At 32.6% G+C, this 21,502-nt stretch carries 27 protein-coding genes, 1 pseudogene and 1 riboswitch; of the genes and pseudogenes, 5 read left to right on the forward strand and 23 right to left on the reverse strand.

Features of this window, described 5'->3' with window-relative positions:
* Positions 1-250, forward strand: a 250-nt coding sequence (locus LQ693_RS06785; RefSeq protein WP_239703121.1) for an integrase core domain-containing protein, incomplete at its 5' end; no start/stop codon positions are given.
* Positions 251-339: 89 nt separating this feature from the next.
* On the opposite strand, the gene LQ693_RS06790 is transcribed toward LQ693_RS06785, so the two are convergent.
* The 7 genes from LQ693_RS06790 to sufC form a co-directional block, all read right to left on the reverse strand.
* Entirely contained in the window at positions 340-639 is a 300-nt protein-coding gene (locus LQ693_RS06790) for a hypothetical protein (protein WP_107596615.1), read from the reverse strand.
* Positions 640-652: 13 nt separating this feature from the next.
* Positions 653-874, reverse strand: coding sequence for a DUF6007 family protein (locus LQ693_RS06795; RefSeq protein WP_311403224.1), 222 nt, complete (start codon positions 872-874; stop codon positions 653-655).
* Positions 875-1,201: 327 nt separating this feature from the next.
* Positions 1,202-2,599, reverse strand: a complete 1,398-nt coding sequence (sufB, locus tag LQ693_RS06800) for a Fe-S cluster assembly protein SufB (RefSeq protein ID WP_025904379.1) — start codon at positions 2,597-2,599, stop codon at positions 1,202-1,204.
* A 46-nt stretch (positions 2,600-2,645) separates the two neighbouring features.
* A complete protein-coding gene (gene sufU / locus LQ693_RS06805) occupies positions 2,646-3,086 on the reverse strand; it encodes a Fe-S cluster assembly sulfur transfer protein SufU (protein WP_025904378.1) in 441 nt (146 codons plus the stop codon).
* Positions 3,076-4,317, reverse strand: a complete 1,242-nt coding sequence (locus LQ693_RS06810) for a cysteine desulfurase (RefSeq protein WP_107596618.1) — start codon at positions 4,315-4,317, stop codon at positions 3,076-3,078. The genes sufU and LQ693_RS06810 overlap by 11 nt, the downstream gene beginning before the upstream one ends.
* 25 nt (positions 4,318-4,342) lie before the next feature.
* Positions 4,343-5,659 (reverse strand): Fe-S cluster assembly protein SufD, encoded by a 1,317-nt coding sequence (gene sufD, locus LQ693_RS06815; RefSeq protein ID WP_025904376.1) that lies wholly within the window; start codon positions 5,657-5,659, stop codon positions 4,343-4,345.
* 35 nt (positions 5,660-5,694) lie between these two features.
* Positions 5,695-6,474: a Fe-S cluster assembly ATPase SufC gene (sufC, locus tag LQ693_RS06820; RefSeq protein ID WP_025904375.1), complete on the reverse strand. Its 780-nt coding sequence runs from the start codon at positions 6,472-6,474 to the stop codon at positions 5,695-5,697.
* A 339-nt stretch (positions 6,475-6,813) separates the two neighbouring features.
* On the opposite strand from sufC, the gene LQ693_RS06825 reads away from it, so the two are divergent.
* A complete protein-coding gene (locus LQ693_RS06825) occupies positions 6,814-7,047 on the forward strand; it encodes a hypothetical protein (protein WP_025904374.1) in 234 nt (77 codons plus the stop codon).
* A gap of 124 nt (positions 7,048-7,171) precedes the next feature.
* Here the strand turns inward: LQ693_RS06825 and LQ693_RS06830 are convergent.
* From LQ693_RS06830 to LQ693_RS06865, 8 genes and pseudogenes are all read right to left on the reverse strand, one after another.
* Positions 7,172-7,776, reverse strand: a pseudogene (locus tag LQ693_RS06830) (short chain dehydrogenase).
* 130 nt (positions 7,777-7,906) lie between these two features.
* Positions 7,907-8,728: a MetQ/NlpA family ABC transporter substrate-binding protein gene (locus tag LQ693_RS06835; RefSeq protein ID WP_107591110.1), complete on the reverse strand. Its 822-nt coding sequence runs from the start codon at positions 8,726-8,728 to the stop codon at positions 7,907-7,909.
* Positions 8,729-8,740: 12 nt separating this feature from the next.
* The gene (locus tag LQ693_RS06840; RefSeq protein WP_025904371.1) at positions 8,741-9,436 is read right to left on the reverse strand and encodes a methionine ABC transporter permease; all 696 of its coding nucleotides are present in this window, start codon (positions 9,434-9,436) and stop codon (positions 8,741-8,743) included.
* Positions 9,429-10,454, reverse strand: coding sequence for a methionine ABC transporter ATP-binding protein (locus LQ693_RS06845; RefSeq protein ID WP_025904370.1), 1,026 nt, complete (start codon positions 10,452-10,454; stop codon positions 9,429-9,431). Before LQ693_RS06845 ends, LQ693_RS06840 begins: the two co-directional genes overlap by 8 nt.
* A gap of 76 nt (positions 10,455-10,530) precedes the next feature.
* Positions 10,531-10,637, reverse strand: a riboswitch (SAM riboswitch).
* 29 nt (positions 10,638-10,666) lie between these two features.
* Complete coding sequence (locus LQ693_RS06850; RefSeq protein WP_107565555.1) at positions 10,667-10,990, reverse strand: thioredoxin family protein; 324 nt, start codon at positions 10,988-10,990, stop codon at positions 10,667-10,669.
* Complete coding sequence (locus LQ693_RS06855) at positions 10,947-11,351, reverse strand: toprim domain-containing protein (protein ID WP_107565556.1); 405 nt, start codon at positions 11,349-11,351, stop codon at positions 10,947-10,949. Before LQ693_RS06855 ends, LQ693_RS06850 begins: the two co-directional genes overlap by 44 nt.
* 103 nt (positions 11,352-11,454) lie before the next feature.
* Positions 11,455-11,835 carry a glycine cleavage system protein GcvH gene (gene gcvH / locus LQ693_RS06860; RefSeq protein ID WP_025904367.1) on the reverse strand — a complete coding sequence of 127 codons (381 nt, stop codon included), beginning with the start codon at positions 11,833-11,835 and terminating at the stop codon, positions 11,455-11,457.
* 67 nt (positions 11,836-11,902) lie between these two features.
* On the reverse strand, positions 11,903-12,256 hold the full coding sequence (locus tag LQ693_RS06865) for an arsenate reductase family protein (RefSeq protein WP_025904366.1): 354 nt from the start codon (positions 12,254-12,256) through the stop codon (positions 11,903-11,905).
* A 141-nt stretch (positions 12,257-12,397) separates the two neighbouring features.
* On the opposite strand from LQ693_RS06865, the gene LQ693_RS06870 reads away from it, so the two are divergent.
* On the forward strand, positions 12,398-12,718 hold the full coding sequence (locus LQ693_RS06870; protein WP_037588811.1) for a thioredoxin family protein: 321 nt from the start codon (positions 12,398-12,400) through the stop codon (positions 12,716-12,718).
* Between the two features lie 51 nt (positions 12,719-12,769).
* Here LQ693_RS06870 and LQ693_RS06875 read toward each other — a convergent pair whose 3' ends face one another.
* The 3 genes from LQ693_RS06875 to LQ693_RS06885 all read right to left on the reverse strand — a co-directional run bounded on the left by LQ693_RS06875 (position 12,770) and on the right by LQ693_RS06885 (position 14,620).
* The gene (locus LQ693_RS06875) at positions 12,770-13,309 is read right to left on the reverse strand and encodes a nitroreductase family protein (RefSeq protein ID WP_107565557.1); all 540 of its coding nucleotides are present in this window, start codon (positions 13,307-13,309) and stop codon (positions 12,770-12,772) included.
* Between the two features lie 47 nt (positions 13,310-13,356).
* Positions 13,357-14,094: a type I 3-dehydroquinate dehydratase gene (aroD, locus tag LQ693_RS06880; protein ID WP_107618051.1), complete on the reverse strand. Its 738-nt coding sequence runs from the start codon at positions 14,092-14,094 to the stop codon at positions 13,357-13,359.
* A gap of 112 nt (positions 14,095-14,206) precedes the next feature.
* Complete coding sequence (locus tag LQ693_RS06885) at positions 14,207-14,620, reverse strand: universal stress protein (RefSeq protein WP_025904362.1); 414 nt, start codon at positions 14,618-14,620, stop codon at positions 14,207-14,209.
* 271 nt (positions 14,621-14,891) lie between these two features.
* On the opposite strand from LQ693_RS06885, the gene LQ693_RS06890 reads away from it, so the two are divergent.
* Positions 14,892-15,674, forward strand: coding sequence for a DUF4352 domain-containing protein (locus LQ693_RS06890; RefSeq protein WP_107596621.1), 783 nt, complete (start codon positions 14,892-14,894; stop codon positions 15,672-15,674).
* Positions 15,675-15,743: 69 nt separating this feature from the next.
* On the opposite strand, the gene LQ693_RS06895 is transcribed toward LQ693_RS06890, so the two are convergent.
* Together LQ693_RS06895 and LQ693_RS06900 are read right to left on the reverse strand one after the other, a co-directional pair.
* Positions 15,744-15,926 carry a CsbD family protein gene (locus LQ693_RS06895; protein ID WP_037588806.1) on the reverse strand — a complete coding sequence of 61 codons (183 nt, stop codon included), beginning with the start codon at positions 15,924-15,926 and terminating at the stop codon, positions 15,744-15,746.
* 81 nt (positions 15,927-16,007) lie between these two features.
* Complete coding sequence (locus LQ693_RS06900; RefSeq protein WP_107565560.1) at positions 16,008-16,976, reverse strand: DMT family transporter; 969 nt, start codon at positions 16,974-16,976, stop codon at positions 16,008-16,010.
* A 139-nt stretch (positions 16,977-17,115) separates the two neighbouring features.
* On the opposite strand from LQ693_RS06900, the gene LQ693_RS06905 reads away from it, so the two are divergent.
* The gene (locus LQ693_RS06905) at positions 17,116-17,532 is read left to right on the forward strand and encodes an organic hydroperoxide resistance protein (protein ID WP_025904358.1); all 417 of its coding nucleotides are present in this window, start codon (positions 17,116-17,118) and stop codon (positions 17,530-17,532) included.
* A 57-nt stretch (positions 17,533-17,589) separates the two neighbouring features.
* Here the strand turns inward: LQ693_RS06905 and LQ693_RS06910 are convergent, their stop codons facing one another.
* The 3 genes from LQ693_RS06910 to LQ693_RS06920 all read right to left on the reverse strand — a co-directional run bounded on the left by LQ693_RS06910 (position 17,590) and on the right by LQ693_RS06920 (position 21,357).
* Positions 17,590-18,990, reverse strand: a complete 1,401-nt coding sequence (locus tag LQ693_RS06910) for an MFS transporter (protein ID WP_119499066.1) — start codon at positions 18,988-18,990, stop codon at positions 17,590-17,592.
* A 196-nt stretch (positions 18,991-19,186) separates the two neighbouring features.
* Positions 19,187-20,119, reverse strand: coding sequence for a nucleoside hydrolase (locus LQ693_RS06915; RefSeq protein ID WP_025904356.1), 933 nt, complete (start codon positions 20,117-20,119; stop codon positions 19,187-19,189).
* A gap of 47 nt (positions 20,120-20,166) precedes the next feature.
* Positions 20,167-21,357, reverse strand: coding sequence for a DUF4352 domain-containing protein (locus tag LQ693_RS06920; RefSeq protein WP_119499065.1), 1,191 nt, complete (start codon positions 21,355-21,357; stop codon positions 20,167-20,169).
* Between the last annotated feature and the right edge of the window lie 145 nt (positions 21,358-21,502).

Here is a 21,502-nt window from a genome sequence, read left to right on the forward strand (position 1 = left end):
TGCCCTATGTACAGAAAAAGGCATTACCAGAAGCATGTCCCGTAAGGGAACGCCAGCTGATAATGCCCCAATAGAATGTTTTCATGCCTCTATAAAGTGTGAAACATTCTACTTAAACAGTGAGCTTAGAAGCTCTAATACCATTGTAATAGATATTGTCGAAAATTACATTGAAAACTATAATAAAGTTAGAATTCAACAAAAACTAGGCTACTTATCCCCTATAGAATATAGGGAATTAGCAGCCTAGAAAATAGTGTTTTTATTGAGCTCCCTTAGTAAGGGTGCAGTGCCATTCTACGGGGCTTTCTTTATATGGTAGTATTATAAATCCAAAATTCACTTCTTTTCTATCATCATAAATAAGACATAAAACAATAAGAGAACTGAAATACCTAATATAATAAAAAAGATTGATAATATAAAATTAAAACCATAAACTAAATCTCCAGCAACAATCAATACTGTTCCTAAAAATAAACAAGTAGAAAATATGTATGAGATTTTAGCTATATTTTCTGGATTTACTTTATCATGTTCTATAGAAGCAATAATATTTATATTTTTAGATATTGCAACGTATATAGAAAGGGTTAAAGAAATTACAAGTATACATATAACTAGTACAATATTAAACACTGTCTACCTCCATTTACTTGTTAGCTTTATTCTTTTTATAATCTTTGATTAAGTAAAATAAATGTGAAGCACCTAAGCAACAAAAAATGACTATAACTATATTAACAATTATACATATCATATTCGAATTAGGTAAATACGAAAACAATAACATAAATGGTATAAAGCATATAATTTCTAGTATTGTTATATTCTTAAAAATTTCTTTTAAGTTATTCAACATTGACCACCTCATTATGATAACCTAGTTAGACTTAATTTATATTTCCTTATTTTGTAAAAATAATACCATAAACACATAAGATGGTATATATTTTCTATATTAAAATATATACCATCGATTTTGTTAAGTGCTGACGCCTGAGGGAATAGTATGCGTGAGAGACTATAGGCTCGAACCATACCCTAGGCAAGCATGCACGAACAAAATCGAAGATTACTTTATAAACACATTATCTAAAATAGATTAAGAAATAGAAAAACCCTGTATAAGTTCTTACGACTAAGAACTTATACAGGGTTATTTTATCTATAAATATTGTCTTACACAGTTTAATTGGTATTATCCAATTGAACCTTCCATTTCGAATTTGATTAGTCGGTTCATTTCTACTGCGTATTCCATTGGTAATTCTTTTGTAAATGGTTCGATGAAGCCCATTACGATCATTTCAGTTGCTTCTTCTTCTGAAATACCGCGGCTCATTAGATAGAACAATTGTTCTTCAGATACTTTAGAAACTTTCGCTTCGTGTTCTAATGAAATGTTATCGTTCATGATTTCATTGTAAGGAATTGTATCTGATGTAGATTCGTTATCCATAATTAATGTGTCACATTCAATGTTTGAACGTGCGCCAGTTGCTTTACGTCCGAAGTGTACTTGACCACGGTAAACAACTTTACCACCATTTTTAGAAATTGATTTAGAAACAATTGTTGATGACGTATTAGGTGCTTTATGAATCATTTTTGCACCAGCATCTTGAACTTGTCCTTTACCTGCAAGTGCGATAGATAAAGTCATACCTCTAGCGCCTTCTTCAAGTAAGAAACAAGATGGGTATTTCATTGTTAATTTAGATCCTAAGTTACCATCAATCCATTCCATCGTACCATTTTCATATACGAAAGTACGTTTCGTAACTAAGTTATAAACATTGTTAGCCCAGTTTTGGATTGTTGTATAACGGCAGTATGCATCTTTCTTAACGATAATTTCAACTACAGCTGAGTGTAATGAATTAGTCGTATAAACAGGTGCTGTACAACCTTCTACATAGTGTACTGAAGAACCTTCATCAGCAATAATTAATGTTCTTTCAAATTGACCCATGTTTTCAGAGTTAATTCTGAAGTAAGCTTGAAGTGGTGTTTCTAATTTTACGCCTTTTGGTACGTAAATGAATGATCCACCAGACCAAACTGCTGAGTTTAATGCTGAGAATTTATTATCTGCAGCTGGAATAACACTTGCAAAATATTCTTTGAATAATTCTTCGTTTTCACGTAATGCTGAATCAGTGTCTTTGAAGATAATACCTTGTTCTTCTAAGTCTTGTTCCATGTTATGGTATACAACTTCTGATTCATATTGCGCAGATACACCTGCAAGATATTTTTGTTCTGCTTCAGGAATACCTAATTTATCGAAAGTATTTTTGATTTCTTCTGGTACTTCATCCCATGAACGCTCTGAACGTTCTGATGGTTTTACGTAGTATGTGATTTCATCAAAGTTTAACTCTGTTAAATCGCCACCCCACATTGGCATTGGCATTTTGTAAAATTGTTTTAATGATTTCAAACGAAAATCAAGCATCCATTGTGGTTCGTCTTTCATTTCAGATATTTTTTTAACGATTTCTTCTGTTAAACCTCTACCTGAACGGAAAATAGAAACGTCTTCATCATGGAAGCCATATTTATAATCTCCAACTTCTGGTGATTTTTTAGCCATTTTCTTCACTCCTCTTTTATAATAGCGTTCGCCCATTTTTCAAAAGTTACGCGTTATTTTGCTCTTTTGTTCCTTTTTCAAATGCTTTCCATGCTAAAGTAGCGCATTTGATTCTTGCTGGGAATTTAGATACACCTGATAGTGCTTCTATATCTCCCATTTCTTCTGTAATATCGTAGGATTCACCAAGCATCATGTTTGAGAATTCTTGACTCATTTCTAATGCTTCTTCGATTGTATGACCTTTAACTGCTTCAGTCATCATAGATGCGCTAGACATTGAAATAGAGCAACCTTCACCTTCAAACTTAGCATCTTTAATAACATTATCTTCTACATCTAATGTTAAGCGGATGCGATCTCCACATGTTGGATTGTTCATATCTATTGTTAGAGAGCCATCTTCAAGAACGCCTTTATTACGAGGGTTCTTATAGTGGTCCATAATGACAGAACGGTATAGTTGATCTAAATTGTTAAAATTCATAAGAGAAAAACTCCTTCGCGCCATTTAGTGCCTGAATGAGTTGGTCAACATCTTCAGTAGTATTATAAATATAGAAACTTGCTCTTGCTGTTGATGATTGGTTTAACCATTTCATTAATGGTTGTGCACAATGGTGACCTGCTCTTACAGCTACGCCTTCAGAATCTAATGCTGTTGCTAAATCATGTGGGTGAACACCTTCTACATTAAATGTAATTAATCCAGCTCTTTTATCAGGAGTAGGTCCATATATTTCAAGTCCATCAATTTTAGACATTTCATTGTAAGCATAATTCACAAGATCATACTCATATTGATGAATGTTATCTAAACCGATAGCATCAATATATTTAATCGCTTCAGCTAAAGCAATTGCTTCAGCAATAAGCGGTGTACCAGCTTCGAATTTCGTTGGTAAGTCTGTCCATGTTGCATCTTCTAATCCAACAAAATCAATCATATCTCCACCAAATTCGATTGGTTCCATCTTATCTAATAAATCACGTTTACCATATAAGACACCTATACCAGTAGGGCCTAACATTTTATGACCACTAAAGCTAAAGAAGTCTACATCTAAATCTTGAACATCCACTTTCATATGTGGTGCTGACTGTGCACCATCTACTGCAATAACAGCATTATGACGATGTGCGACTTCTGCAATATATTTAACATCATTGATTGTACCTAATACGTTAGACACATGAGCGACTGCGACAATTTTAGTTCGATCATTGATCGTACTTTCAATTGCTTCTCTTTCAAGTTCGCCACTTTCTGACATTGGAATAAATTTAAGTTTAGCACCTGTTCTTTTAGCAAGCTGTTGCCATGGCACGATATTCGCATGATGTTCCATTTGTGTGACAACAATTTCATCATCTTCAGAAACATTTGCATCACCGTAACTATGCGCCACTAAGTTGATCGCTGTTGTAGTTCCTCTTGTGAATACAACTTCTTCAAAATATTGTGCATTTATAAATCTTCTAACAGTTTCACGTGCTTTTTCATAAGCATCCGTAGCAAGTGTACCTAGTGTATGCACACCTCGGTGAACATTAGAGTTATAACGGTTGTAGTAATCTACAATGCTATCAGTGACTTGAGTAGGTGTTTGACTTGTGGCTGATGAATCTAAATACACGAGTCTACTACCGTTAACTTGTTGTTCTAATATCGGGAAATCTTTTATAATTTTTTCTACATTAAATGTTGATTCGGCCACATTATCAGACCTTTCTGTGCCTTTTTTATATTTGTGTTGTTACTTTTAATTCAATAACTTCACGTAATTGACGTTTAACGTCTTCGATTGGCAATGCAGATACAACTGGATCAAGGAAACCGTGAATAACTAAACGTTCTGCTTCTTCACGAGAAATACCTCTACTCATTAAGTAATAAAGTTGAGTTGGATCTACTCTACCTACTGAAGCTGCGTGTCCTGCTGTTACATCATCTTCATCAATTAATAAGATTGGGTTTGCATCTCCACGTGCTTTTTCAGATAACATAAGAACACGAGATTCTTGTTGAGCATCTGCTTTAGTACCACCGTGTTTGATGTATCCAATACCATTAAAGATTGAAGAAGAACTATCTTTCATAACACCATGTTTCAATATGTGACCATTAGATTCTTTACCATATTGAATGATTTGTGTTGTGAAGTTTTGTTTTTGTTCTCCACGACCAACTACGACTGTTTTTAAGTTACAGTTTGAACGGTCACCCATTAAATAAGTCGTGTTGTCATTAATTGTACTACCGTCATTCATTAAACCTAAAGCCCAATCAATTGTCGCATCAGCTGCTGCTGTACCACGACGGATAATGTGACCAGTAAAGCCTTTATCCATGAAATCAACTGTACCGTAAGTAATGTTTGAGTTTGCACCAGCAATTACTTCAGAAACGATGTTTAATTGACCTTCGTTTGAAGATACTGTAGATAAATAGTTTTCAACGTATGTTAATTCTGCACTTTCTTCAGTTACGATAATCGCATGGTTGAAGAAACTTGCATCGCTATCATCATGTAATACAACGTATTGAACAGGATTTTCTACAACAACATTTTTAGGTACGTATACAAATACACCACCGTTAACTAATGCTGCGTGTAAAGCTGTTAATCTATGTTCATCTACTTTAACTGCGTCTGTCATGAAGTATTTTTGTACTAAATCACTATTTTCAATTAAAGCTGTTTTTAAATCTTTAATTACAACGCCTTGTTCGACTAATTTTTCATCTACTTTAGTAAAAGCGGGTGTATTATTATGTTGAACAATTAAGTTTGTAGCATTTTCAGTATCGATAATTTTACGAACTGATTCTGGTAAATTGTCGATAGTATCAAATGTTTCACTTGTAACAGTATGTGTTTTGAATGAATCAAAATCCCATCTGTCAATTTTTGTTTTGTCTGGTTTAGGCATTTCTAATGTATCTAATTTTTGAAAACTTTCTTTTCTTAAATCAGTCATCCATTGCGGTTCATTTTGAGATGCTGAATAATTAACTAAGTCTTCAACGTTAATATTTAACTTTGTTTCAGTTGCCATTTATACTCCTCCTACTTGACTATCATGATCATATATTATTCAGCGTTAATTGTTTCGTCTTTAATGTTAAGTTCTTCTTTAATCCACTCGTAACCTTCTGCTTCAAGACGTTTTGCTAATTCTTCGCCACCTGATTTAACAACTCTACCTTGCATCATAACGTGTACAAAGTCAGGTGTAATATAGTTTAATAATCTTTGATAGTGAGTAATAATTAAACAACCAAAGTCTTCTCCACGCATTTTGTTAATACCTTTTGATACAACTTTTAATGCGTCGATATCTAAACCTGAGTCAATTTCATCTAAAATTGCAAATTTAGGTTCTAACATCATTAATTGAAGAATTTCGTTACGTTTCTTCTCACCGCCAGAGAAACCTTCGTTTAGGTATCTTTGAGCCATATCTTGGTCCATTTCTAATAGATCCATTTGTTTATCTAATTTCTTAATGAATTGCATTAAGTTAATTTCATCGCCTTCTTCACGTTTAGCGTTAATTGCAGAACGTAAGAAATCAGCATTTGTTACTCCAGAAATTTCTGATGGGTATTGCATAGCTAGGAATAAACCAGCTTGCGCACGCTCGTCAACTTCCATTTCTAATACATTTTCACCATCAAGAAGTACTTCACCTTGTGTTACTTCATAACTAGGATGGCCCATGATTGCAGATGATAAAGTTGATTTACCAGTACCGTTAGGTCCCATGATTGCGTGGATTTCACCTTGTTTAATAGTTAAATCTACACCTTTAAGAATTTTCTTACCTTCGATTTCTACGTGTAAATCTTTGATTTCTAATATTGATGCCATATTATTTTTCCCTCCAGAGAATTTATTCACATTTAAAAAAGATAACCCTACATTATCTTTTCTAGTTTATAATAATTTTAATGTAACGTCAAAGTTTGCTGTGAATCTTTACCCTTAATATTATAACGTAGTTACACGGGCAAATAAACATTTTCGCTTTATTTATATAGAAGAAACTGCTCATATAAACTATTTTTCTGAAATGTTTTTCAAATGATAATCATTTCAATTAATTCTCAATTTATAAATATTCTATTTCACCCTCTTCCGAATGCCTTTCTATCCAATATATACTATAATGATAATAAATAAATATGCAGTTTATGAAAGGAAAATTACATGAAACGCTATGAACAATTTGCATTCGTTATAAGTGCAATATGTGCATTTATACTTTTATTAAATTTAGTCAATGTTATTAATTTGAGTAGTCTTTTAAACACATTATTAACAGCTGCTACAATTGTTACAATCGCTACATTCAACGTTAGAAATTACAGATTTGTCGGTATCATTTTATATGCCATCGCCGTATTTATGCTCATCATTTATTTCTTTAACGGATATATTTAAGTATTGATTATTGCACGATATCTACCAGTCTTCGTGCAGCTTCCCCATATTTTCATCTCTACTAAAACAAAAAAGCAGTCGACTCTCCGTTTACAAAGGGAGATCAACTGCTTTTTCTTAAATATTATTCATAAACTCGGTATGTTTGACCCGAATGAATACCCTCTACACTTTTCAAGTATGCTTTAGCGGCTTTTTTAGCTGGGACTGCTTGATAACCTGTAAAGAAATCACCATAATCTTCGAGTGCTTCTTCAATTACATTTGGACTTACATTATTAATTCTTAAATCACGTTTTAATTCATATGCAGCTGATTTCACAAATGCTTGAATACCACCACCAGCCATTGCTGATGAAACGCCACCTTTGATTGGTTCGTCCATAATAACACCAGTTGTTAATGTGAACTTCCACCATCATTAATATAATGTTGTCCGATCAGTACTAAGTTGATTTGTCCAAGTAATTTACTCGTAACAGCAACTTCATTTGATTCAGGTGTTAAGTCAGATAAATCATCAAAATTCGCTGCACCTGCAGTAGAAACAACTGCATCTACATTTTGAATTTGTTCAAACATTAATTTAATATCTTCTACATTTGACATATCCATTTGATAGTCACCTGAGTTACGTCCAACTTTCACAACTTCATGTCCGTTTGACGCAAGTTCTTCTGCCACTGCTGAACCAATAATACCATTAGCACCAACTAATATAATCTTCATAATTTACTACCTTTTCGATTAATTAAATAAATTTTATCTATAAATGAAAGCATACACAAACATAATGCCCAAAGATGAGTAATAATACAAAAAAACATCTAACCATATGGCTAGATGTTTTTTAAATTTCTTATTTAGCTGCGATTACAGCTCCGTCGTATTTCTTGTTAATGAAGTCTTTAATTTCTTTAGATTGTAAGACTTTCATTAAAGCTTTAATTTGTTTGTCATCTTTATGACCTTTTTGAACTGCAATTAGGTTTGCGTATGGTGAATCTTTTCCTTCTACTGCAATTGAATCTTTAAGTGGATTTAATCCTTGTTCGATTGCAAAGTTAGAGTTGATGATTGTAGCGTCACCTTCATCTGCTTGATAAGATTTAGGTAAAAATTCTGCTGATTGTTTATTGTTGAATTTAATGTTTTTCTTGTTTTCTACGATGTCATCAAATGTTGCGTCAACTGGTTTAACACCGTCTTTGATTTTGATTAATCCTTCTTTAACGAAGAATGAGATGAATCTACCTTCTTCTGCTGGATTGTTTGATACATAAACTGTTGCATTTTTTGGTAAGTCAGATAATTTTTTATATTTCTTAGAGTAAACTGCCATTGGCTCTAAATGTACGTTACCTGCTGATTCAATTTTATATCCTTTTTCTTTTGATTCAGTTTTTAAGTATGGTGTATGTTGGAAGAAGTTTGCATCAAGTTCACCTTTGTCTAATAATTTGTTAGGTGTTGTGTAATCATTGATTGTCTTGATTTCTAAGTCATAACCTTCTTTTTTAAGAAGTGGTTTAGCTTCTTCTAAAATTTCAGCATGAGGTGCTGGTGATGCACCAATTTTAATTGTTTCGTTCTTTTCTTTCTTGTCGCCACTACCGCCACCACAAGCTACTAGCACGACTGCTAAAATCGAAATAAATAATAACCCAAATACTTTTTTCATTTAAAACACTCCTTAACGTTTATCAATTCTTTTTACAATTAAATCTCCAATAAATTGGATAACAAAAACAATAATTAAAATAAAGATTGTTGAAATTAAAATGACGTCATTTTGATTTCGTGTAAATCCAGTTAGGTAAGCTAAGTTACCTAAACCACCTGCACCAATTACACCGGCTATAGCAGTTGATCCAACTAAAGCAATAGCTGTAACTGTGATTCCCGATACTAAAGCAGGTAATGATTCTTTTATTAATACTTTTCGAACGACTGTCCAAGTAGTAGCACCCATTGAAACTGCCGCTTCAATAACACCTTTATCAATTTCTTTCATGCCGATTTCAACAAGTCGTGCATAAAATGGTGATGCACCAATAATCAATGCTGGTAAAGCGCCTTTAGGTCCACTAATTGTACCCAGTAAGATGTCCGTAAAAGGTAGTAATAATAATATTAAAATGATAAATGGAATGGCTCTAAATAAGTTCACGACAAATGAAACGATTGAATAGAACACACGTGAACTTTTCGATGTTCCTCTTGATGTTAAAAATAGTAAAGTTCCTAAGATTAGTCCAAATACTAAAGTAAATACTGTAGAAATAATCGTCATATATAACGTTTCATACAATGCTTCCCATACAGCATCCCATCGTACGTTAGGCATCGTGACCATTTCTGTAATGATATCTCCAAATGATTTATTCACCTACGTTCACCTCTACTTTCACGCCTAGATTATTCAATTCTTGCTTAATTGCTTCTTTAGAATAATCTCCTTGAGGTAAATGAACGATCATATGTCCAAATGTACCGTTTTGAGTTAATTTAACGTCACCTTCGATAACGTTAATATCGATATTATAAGTTTTTATAATTTTCGCTAATACTGGATCAGAACTTGTTCCACCAACGAAGTTTAATTTCCAAATTTCACCATTTGGTTGTTCTTTCTTAAAGTCTTGTAAAGTTCTTTGTAAATCATCTGCTTTAAGATCATCTTTAACAAATCGTTGTGTAACATAAGTTTGAGGGTTATTAAATACGTTAATAACTTCTCCCTCTTCAACAAACTTACCATTTTCCATGACTGCTACATGGTCACAAATTTTTCTAATGACATGCATTTCATGTGTAATCAGTATGATTGTTAAATCCAGTTCTTTATTAATATCTACTAACAAATCTAATATTTCATCAGTAGTTTGCGGATCGAGTGCACTTGTTGCTTCGTCACATAATAAGACATGTGGGTCATTTGCTAGTGCACGGGCAATACCTACTCTTTGTTTTTGCCCTCCTGATAGTTGTGAAGGATAGGCATTTTCGCGTCCTTCTAAACCAACTCTTTTGATGAGTGCTTTTGTTCTCTCATCAATCTCACTTTTAGATACACCAGCGATTTCTAATGGAAATGCGATGTTATCTTTAACTGTTCTAGACCAAAGTAAGTTGAAATGTTGGAAAATCATGCTTACTTTTTGTCTTTTTAATCTAAGGTCTTGTTTCGATAATTGTCCAATGTTTGCACCGTCAACAATTACCTCTCCCTCAGTAGGTGTTTCTAGGCCGTTAAACATACGTATAAGTGTGCTTTTACCTGCACCAGAAAATCCAATTACACCATATATACTTCCTTTATCTATTTTTAAGTCAACATGGTCAACAGCTGTTATGTCACCTTTTTTTGTTTTGAAAGTTTTAACAACTTTATTTAACTCGATCAAATCTGTTGCCTCCTAATCTCTAAATTAAAAACGCCTCACTCTTAAAATAAGAGAAAGGCGTCAAAAATTTGTCTTTCTCTCATCTCCAAAAGTTAACACTTTTTGTGAATTGGCACCATTTCATATTGATATGACGGTTGCCGGGCTTCAAAGGGCACATCCCTCCACCACTCTTGATAAGAGTTATTACGTATTTAATTAAATTCATACTATCATGATAAGTTTTTATCGTCAATAACTTTTTGAATATTCTCTAATATATACGGAACAGACTGAAAGGCATAGATTCGACGGATAACTTGATCTTTATGCATGATAAAAAGTACGGGTACTGACATGATTTCAAATTCTTTACAGAATTCTGGATAAAAATTTAAGTCACACTTATTAATAGGTAATTGTGACACATCGTTTGCAATATCTAACATGCGTTCTGATATTTTGCACGTTCCACATGTTGGCGTATATCCAAATAATAAATGGATATCTTTATCAAAATGCTTGTATATATCGTTCAATATTTCTGTGTGTTTCATGGTAACGATACTTCCCTTTCAATACAAAATCATTCTTAACTATAAATCCATGATAATTTAACACATTCGCTAAATATTGTCTTGGACAGCGCGCTACTTCAGAAAATGTAGAATCAATATAAATATGCTGGCTTTCACTCACATATTTCTTAAACCATTTTCTAATTTTCTTACCTTCCTTATCTTGATCTACTAAGACATATACTTGAGAACCGTATATCTCTTCTAGTAGCTCATCCATTTTTTCGACACCCATCGTTCCATGGGTACAAATGATATGAACATGATCATTTAATACTTCTTCCACTCGTTTTTTATCAGAAATACCTTCTACGATTATAATCTTTTTAATCATCGCCATGAATATCACCTTCTACAAATGAGATAGTATTACTGTTCAGTTTCATGATAAATATTTTAAAAAAACTCCATGACACATCAGTATCGTGGAGTTTAATGTTATGTTATTCACCTATCATTTCGCTATAAGCGTCTGCATCTAATAATTCATCTAATTGAGCTTTATCAGATAGTTCAACTTTGACCATCCAAGCTTTATCATATGATGATTCATTAACAAACTCAGGGCTGTCTTCTAGTTCTTCGTTTACTTCAACGACTTTACCAGATAGTGGTGCATATAGTTCAGAAACTGTTTTAACAGATTCTACACTACCGAATGAATCTCCACTAGTTAATTCGTCACCTTCTTCTGGCAACTCAACAAAAACGATGTCCCCTAATTCTGATTGAGCAAAATCAGTAATACCGATTGTTACGATATCTCCATCTACTTTTACCCATTCATGTTCTTTTGAATATTTTAACTCACTAGGCACTGTCAAAGTAATCCCCTCCTATATGTAATTCAATTATAATCATGACATAAAGCCATTATTCAAGCAACTATTTTTATAACCAAGTTTGACGATATTCGTCTTCTTTAAATCCAAGTGTCACTTTATTTCCTAAAACGGCTAAAGGTCTTTTAATTAACATGCCATCAGATGCTAATAAATCAAACTTTTCATTGTCTGATAAATCATCCATTTTATCTTTTAATCCCAATTCGCGATATTTAGCGCCTCGAGTATTAAATAATTGATTAACATTGATGTCTGTCCCATCAATGATATCTTTTAATTCTTTAGCTGTTGGTGTTAATTGAGTAATATCAATCGGTTCAAAACTGGCACCGTTCATTTCTAAGAACTTTGCTGCTTTTTTACAAGTTGTACAATTAGGATATTGATAAAATTTTATCATGTCTTTACCTCCATATGTCTATTTAATTTCATTATAACAATATTAGTACAGAACATGTAGTAATGAGTTAAATATTTTTTTAAATATTAGAAATAAGATATACTTACCTTATAATCATTATTTCTAAGGAGCAGAATAAATATGAGAACAATAAGTCAATATGCTGAATTTGAAGAAATTACACAAAGCGATGAACCAGTTGTCGTTAAATTCTTCGCAGATTGGTGTCCAGATTGCACAAGAATGAATCAATGGATCGATCCAATCATCGATGAATACAATCAATACAATTGGTATCAAATCAATCGTGACCAAGTTCCAGAAGCAGCAACTGAAAATGATGTAATGGGAATCCCAAGTTTACTAGTATTTAAAAACAACGAAAAACTTGCACACTTACATTCAGCAAACGCAAAAACACCAGAAGATGTTAAAGCGTTCTTAGCTGAGAACTTAAAATAATCATATTAAAACCCACAATTGAGTATAAGAACTCAGTTGTGGGTTTTGTTATTACCATTCAGTGATTAATGATTTATTTTCTCTTTCGGCAGCTTTTACACTTGAGTCTTTTTCAGTTAAATATAAAAATCCACATACATCTTCATCATCCTGAGCGCCGACTGTTTTTCTAAATGATGGATTAAATATAAATGCGGGTGTTTTCCAACATGAACCCATTCCCTCGTCATGCATTAATAACATTAAATTCTGTACAAATGCGCCGATTGCCATTTGATTTTCAAGATTTTCTTTTTGTCTTGAGTCTCTTTTTGACAAGATGACAAACATGCCGCCAACTTTAGTCACTTTATTGATATATTTTTCTTGTTTAGCTGGATCGTTAACAAATGCTGATTGTGCAACTTCTTCTGCAAATTCAGGAATTTGTTTTTTATTGATATACACTAGTCTCCAAGGTTCTCTCATACCATGGTTTGGTGCGTATGTTGCTAAATCAACTAAAGAAAATACTTTTTCTTCGTCTATATACATATCATAATCATATTTTTTGACGCTTCTTCTTTCTTCAATCGCTTTCTTTAATTCCATTATTTACACTCCTAATTCATTGATAATTATTATGCTTAATACAGTGATTAATTTTGATATAAAGCTAACTGCTCTTTAATATCTTTAACATGAATTTGTCCTGGTGCCGCTTCTTTACCTACGAAACCATAAGTAAATTTAGATCCAAACATACCACCAGTTATTCTTGTCACCTTACCTAATTCACCCATAGATATACCAATTACATCAATATTTAACTTATGAAAAGCTCTATTCATAGCATTTAACATCGATAATAAATGACGTTCGTTCTGTGGCATCACAGCTAATTTACCAATATCTGCACCTAACTCTGCCATTTTCTCATATGTGACAAACATTTCTTCAACGTCAGGTGTTGATTTAAAGTCATGATGTGAAATAATAATTTTCACATCATTATGCTGAGCTTTCGTAATGCAGTTCATAAGATTATCTTCATACGTATCGAGTTGAATATCGACGTATTCAGCTTTCTTGTTACATATAATATCTTGCATGATTTTGTAATATGTTTCATGATCAAAGTCGCCATGACCACCTTGTCCTACTGAACGATAAGTGAACAGAATTGGCGCATCATGATATGCACTTTTAAATTTCTCTAATGTTTCATTAATGTTTTCAATTGAAGTGTTTTTTAAAGTATCTGCTCTAAATTCAACAATATCTATTGAATCCTTATGAGCATTGAGTTCTTGCACAGTTTTTTCAATATCATCTTGAGTTTCTAATGAAATCGTTGCAACGATATACGGAAACGCTTTCTTTTGTCCATCAGTCATAGTCATTCCTCCAATATGCTTCTATTTTCATTTTACATGAGTTGAGGACTTTTTTCTATGAAACGATGCATGATGATTCAAGAAATCTATTACTTAAATCAATGTGTGCTTACTACTTCACAATTAATACAGGAATTTTAGCTCTTTTAGCGACTTTATGGCTGACACTTCCTAATACCATTTTATCTGTGTCTTCTGCTTTTCTATTACTCAACACAACGATATCAAAATCACCACTATTTGCTCTATGCACTAATTCTGTTTTAGGATTCCCTTTCGCAAATTCAATTTTATATTGAATGTTTTGCTCATGGAAATAATCTAAGACATGTTTCATAGCTTCTTGGCGTTTTTCTTGAATTTCATCTAAATGAACACCCATTCTTACTGAAGCTTGAAGGTCTTTATCAGCGACAACATTCAGTAATGTAACCTGAGAACCTTCTCCGACAAGGTGATTAATTTGTTCTAAAACCTTTTGATTTTTCATTTCTGTATCAATGCCAAACAAAATATTTTTATACATATTTATCACTCCTTTATAACTATATTACCCCTTTTTGCATAAAATTTACAAATATTCATATTCTACAAAATCATTAAATATTAAAGTACTATAAATTTTTTATAAATTTAATAATAAGCCTAGATTTATTTCCCAGTTTACTATAAACTAAAAATAATTAATAAATAACACAATTGTTTATCAATAGTTGAAAACTTTCACACAAGAATTTCGATTAAGTGGAAACAATAATTTTTTATTAAAATAAAGTAATGAATAAGGGGGAAATATTATGGCTAATTCTAATCAATCAGATCAGAATCCTTTTAATCAGAACACCTCAGAACAACAAAGTAATCCATTTAACGAAACAAATGGTAACAATCAGCAACAACAATCGGGAGACGGCAATGGCTCTAGTATGAAACCTTGGTTATTCGGCTGTGGTGGATGTTTAGTTATATTCATTATTTTAGCTGTTATTTTAGGTGCATGCGCTGCTGGTCCAATTAAAGACCAAATCGATGAGTTCACAAACAAAACAGAAGAAAATTCTACTGAAGAGAATTCAACAGAAGAAGAAACAACTGAGGAAGAAACGACTGAAGAGTCTACTACTGAAGAATCTACAACAGAAGAAAAAACAGATGAAGATGATAACGATTCATCTATTATCGATAGACAAACATCAGTTGGTAACGGGATTAGTGCAATCGGTACAAAGATTACAGTTGAAAGAGCTGAATTTGTTACTCCACCATCTGACGGTACTAAACCATTAAAAGATAAAATATTAAAAGTTAACTACAAACTTGAAAATATTAATAACTCTAGCTTAATCGTTGGAGATGCTAACTTCGGTGTTACTGCTGATGGAAGCAGAGTTTCAAAATACTATGGTATGAATGACAAAAATGATGGATTCTCATTCAGTCTAAAACCTGGAGAATCTGATACTGGTTATGTATACTACGATGTTCCTGAAGCGGATCAATATGACGTACAATTACAATTACGTTCATCTGATAAACGTTACAAAATGAAATGGGAAATCGATAAAGACGATGTAAAGTAAATAAAAAGCCATTAGACAGTCATCGTGTCTAATGGCTTTTCTTATGTTATCTGAGAAGTTAAAAATGTATTATTTCTTAAATTTATCGATAACTTCGTTCGCTTTATCTTTAACATTTTCTACTGCTTCTTTAGCTTTACCTGAAGCTTTATCTTTTTTACCTTCAGTTTCTAAGTCCTTGTTATCTGTTGCATTACCAACTGTTTCTTTAATGTTACCTTTTGCTTGTTCGAATTTGCTTTCATCAGCCATTTTATATCACCCTTCATTAAACTTTATTGAATGATTGACCATTCATGTATATTTCACCCTGTAAAAGGATTTTTAAACATCTCACTCCACGATTTTTTTGAAAATTTTACCAATAGAAATATGATCGATAAAACTATATATACACATACCTATTATAATGAGTGCTACCCCTATCATACTTAAACCATTTGGTAATGGTAAGCCTAGGAGAATCATTTCACCAATAATGGCAAATACAACTTCTAATGACTGTGTTGCTTCAACTGCTGCTAATTGTTCTTGGTTATCTTTCACAATATTTGTAGCATAGAAAAATAGAATTGTTGCGATGATGCCTGAAAATAGTGCGACGATAAATGCTTGTACAACTTGACTAGAAGAAGGTAATCCTTCTTTAAGTACGCCCACAATAAAAATGACTACCCAAATAGGCAATGTGACTAACGTCATACCAAATACACGTTCAATAGTACCGAGCTCACCGTTCACAACTTGCATCATTTTTCTATTTCCTAAAGGATAACTAAAAGCTGCAATTAAAATCGGTAAGAAACCTAATAAAAACAAATTCAATTTAATTTCACTTGCTTGAGGAATTTGGATAATGATAATACCGATAAACATAATGCTTGAAATCAATAAGGAACGCCATGGAATTTTATGTCTAACGATTGTTTCTTTACCATTTATAACAACTGTTTCTACAAATAATGGCGCGAGTATCATGCCGCAAATAATTGTTATTTGCCAAGTACCTGAAATCAACCACCCCGGACTATACTCTGCTGAAAAAGTTATCGGTACATAAAACAATACAAATCCAACTGCACTCCAAATGAACCAAGCCTTTTTCTCTTGTTGAATATGCTTTAAAACAAATTTTGTTCTTCCTTTGATTAATACAAACAAATATAAAAATGGCAGCATAAAAATAAAACGTAAAGAGGAACTGAAATACCAACTTCCGCCATCATTAGCCATCATATGATTAACGACAAATGTAACTGCAAAAAATAAAGCTGCCAAGACACCTATTAAGATTGCTTTCATGTTGTGACCTCTCTTATTTTGATAATGTATATTATTTCATATTTCCGACAATTTATATATGAAAATTTATAATTTATAAATGATTTAAAAAAATATATACGGGTAAACAGATAATATACTTTAAAGGAGGTATTTTTTTATGGCAACTCATTATGAAACAAAAGCTACAAACACAGGTGGACGTAAAGGTCATGTTTACACTGACGATAAAGCAATCGATGTAGATGTATTACCACCACAACAAGCAGATGGTAATGCCACTAATCCAGAACAACTTTTCGCAGCAGGTTATGCTTCATGCTTCAACGGTGCTTTTGATTTAATTTTAAAACAAAACAAAGTTCGTGATGCTGAACCAGAAGTTACGTTAACTGTTCGTTTAGTAGATGACGAAAATGCTGAAAGTCCTAAATTAGAAGTAGATATTGCCGCTAAAGTAAAAAACGTATCTCAAGAAGACGCAGAGAAATATTTAAAAGCAGCGCATGATTTCTGCCCATACTCTAAAGCAACACGTGGAAATATTGACGTGAATTTAGAAGTAGAAGCTGTTTAATTGAATATAAGTTACACAAATAAAGACTGAGACAAATTTTGTCTCAGTCCTTATTTTTTATGATTTATTTGGTTCTTCGTGATTCCACCATAATGCATCTTTCGGATTTTCATAAACTTCTTGTAAGTCTTCTTTATTATCTACATTAGGATAAGATCCTCTTAATGATTTATTAGACGTTGTCTTAAACATAAATAAGAAAATGACAAGTCCAACGACATTAATCAATGTTAAATAATAAGATGGTGCAATTTTTTGACCAGTTGTTTCAACTAAAGTTGTTAAAATAAATGGTGTTAAACCACCAAATATCGCTGCGCCAATATTATAAACAAGTGATAATGTTCTTAATCTCACTTTTGTATAGAAAATACTTGGTAATACAGATGGCATAACGCCTTCAAATGTAGACATAAACAGTGCAATGATAAATAGTCCTAAAATAACAATTGGTATTGAAGGAATACTCATTAACCAGAAGGCTAATACTGAGAATAAACTAAATCCTATTAATCCAAATAAAATGGTATTTTTATTTCCAACTTTATCACTGTACCAACCAAAGAAGAATACTGCTGGTATCATTGCTGCCATCGTTAACGTGCTTAATAAACTACTCATCGTACCACCTAAATCTAAAGTTCCATTTAAGAATGAAGGCATATATGATAATACCATGTAATTAGCAACGTTTAAGAAAGCTACACCTGCGAAACAAACAATGATATCTCTCCAATATTTTCTGAAGATATCTTTATAAGAGTATTCAAGCTCTTCTTGCTCTTCAAGTGTTGTTTCATAAGCTGGACTTTCATCTAAATTATTTCTTAAATAGACACCTATAATACCAAGAGGTGCAGCTATAATGAATGGGATTCTCCAGCCCCAAGCTGCCATTTGATCATCACTCAATAGTGCATACATAATCCCTACTAAAGCAGCAGCTAAAATACTACCTGATAAAGTTCCAATTTCAAGTCCACTACCAAGTCTGCCTCTCGTCTTATCTGGTGAAATTTCTGCAATATAAGTCATTGCACCGGCATACTCACCACCAGTAGAGAATGATTGAATCATTCTAATAATTAATAATAAAATTGGTGCCCAAATACCGATTTGGTGTTGTGTAGGTAATAGTCCTAAAGCAAGCGTAGATAATGCCATCATAATAATTGTAGTTGAAAGGACGACTTTACGACCATGTTTATCTCCTAAATGACTAAAGAATATACCACCAATCGGTCTTACTATAAATGCAAAAGCAAATACCGCAAATGTTGATACAAGCTGAATTTCTTTAGGCATATTACCAAAGAAATTCATACTGATAATGACGGCTAGTTGAGCGTATAGACCGAAGTCAAACCACTCAATCGCATTACCAATACCTGTTGCAACGACCGTTTTTTTCGTTTTACTGGCGTCGACAACATTAACGTTCTTTCTTTTAAACTTCATAATTATAAACACTCCCCATTTTGTCTATATAATCATATAACCTAATAAAATGGTTTTAATCAGAAAATTCACTATTTTATGAGTTGAACAGTGTTGAGCCCTATCATTATGCAATTTAAAATTTTAATTTTTTTATAAAAAAACTTCATTCAGCTCGCTATTTTATCCTAACGACACTGAATGAAGTGCTTATTTGTTATATCTTTTTAGCTAAATCTGTCATGTAATCAAAGAATCCATCTCTATCAACATCATTAATGATATTGATCATTCTACCTTCATCACTTTTGAATGTTCTACCTTGACTAGGTCCATCTGTAATGACAGATACTTTATGTGATTCTTTCTTAACGAGTTCAGGTTTTCCAACATATGCCGTTGTTAATACATCCCATAAGAAATAAGTTGAATTTGTTACAAAATGTGTTAATGGTGGCACAAGCGCATAACATATACCTAAGAAATCAACACCTTCATATTGTCTTTCATTCGCCCAACGTTTACGTACATCTGGTGTTAAAGGTACTTTATTCGTGCTTTCTAATGCTACAATATCAATCGGTAATTGCGTATCAAAAACAGTCTTCACTGCTTCTGGATCCCAAAAAGCATTCCATTCAGCTGTACCATCATGTTCAGGTTCTTCAACATTACCTTTATTCAGCAATGTGCCACCCATCCATACAACTCTTTCAATACGACTTTCAATTCTTGGTTCAACTTTCAAACTTTTAGCTAAATCCGTTAACGGTCCCGTAAACAGCATTGTTACCTTTTCAGAACTATTCATTACCTTTTCAATGATATCTTCATATGCTTCTTTTTCAGAAATTGTAGAATTTACTTCAACATCTTCATTTAACATTGGCATCGCATCTACAAAGAAGGCATGCATTCTCCAATCTTTAGGGAATGGATTTTTCCCTCTTTCTTTCGAAGCTGCAACATTTAATTTTTGTGATGAAAATCGATTAATGATTTTACAAGAAGCATTTGTTGCTGGTTCTACATAGCTATCTGCACCAATTGCACTTACACCTATCAAATTAACATCTTCCATTTGTAATAATAAAAATAATGAAATTAAATCATCTACGCCACCATCATGGTTGAAATATACTGTCGTCATTTGGTTACCTCTTTCTTATGTTACGCATAAATTGTCCATTTGATTAACTAACGTTCTTTTTGTTCATTTGAATTATTTTGAGATTGTCTTTGCTCTGTTGATCTTTCTTTTGCTTTTTGTGCTGCATCTTGAGCTGCACGATCTTTCTCTCTTTGTGCCTCTTGATCTCTTTGTTGTTGCTGTTGTTGTTTTTCACGTTCAGCTGCTGCTTGTTCATCACGTTTTTTCTGCTCAGCTGCTTGTTGAGCTTTTTCTTTTTCAGCTGCTGCTTTTTCGTCAGCTTCTTGTTGTTTTTGTTCAGCTTCTTCAGCTTTTTTATCCGCTTCTTCTTGACGTTTTTCTTCTTCCTCTTTAGCTGCCTTTTCTTCTTCAGCTTTCTTCTCTGCTGCTTCTTTATCTGCTTTTTCTTTAGCCGCTTTATCTGCTTCTTCTTGTTTACGTTTTTTCTCAGCTTCAGCTTTTTTCTTCTCTTCATCAGCGTTATTGTTAGGTTGTTGAACCGTTCTTTGTTCATAAGTTGGCGCTTCTTGAGTAGAATTGATTTCTTCAGTTGGATTCTCTTTAGGCGTATTATCTTTAATATCCTTATCATTTATACGCCAATTAGCATTATACGTTTTCTTAGAAGTTTCATAATTCATTTTCACATCATATTTATCAGCGTCCGCTACATCATAGTATAAATAACTCGATTTGCTGTCATCTTTATCAAGTTGGTGTTGGAATCCACCTTTATTATCTTTCATACCATTAAATTGCGGTTGTACCGCTCCACCAATAGTAAGTTGAAAATTAGAATTATCGATTAATTTTTTATCTTTTTCTAAATTTTTGAACTTATAAGTGACTTTAAGAATTTTGCCATTTTGCGAATAAGAATAACCGTCATCAGGTTGAACAACTTCTGCTTTTGTAACGGTCACTTCTAGACCATCAACAATAATTTTATCACCTAGTTTGATATTTTTTAATTCTTTTTTAGGTGTGTCGGAAACATGTTTAACAGCTTTAGGCTTATCTTCCTTAAATAATTGTTTATATGAATATTCTTTATCGAATGACAGACTTACAAATATACATACAAAACTAATCACACCGATTACAAATAGTAAAATTGTGCTCACTAAATAGCTACTATACTGTTTTTCTTTAGCATATTTAACGACTGTAATAATCAAAGTCGTTATAAAGGCAATCGAAATAACAACCCATAATAACGCAAAAAGTAGACTACTCATTTTTTCTCTCCTCTACAAATGATTAATATTTTCATCATAGCATGAATTATTCAAAATAATAGTACAAAATCAAATAATTATTAACTATAATTGACCTATTTATATATGGCTTCACTTTAAAAAAACAGGTTAAAAAATAAATTCA

Source organism: Mammaliicoccus sp. B-M6 (genome assembly GCF_022386965.1).
Lineage (GTDB): Bacteria > Bacillota > Bacilli > Staphylococcales > Staphylococcaceae > Mammaliicoccus > Mammaliicoccus sciuri_A.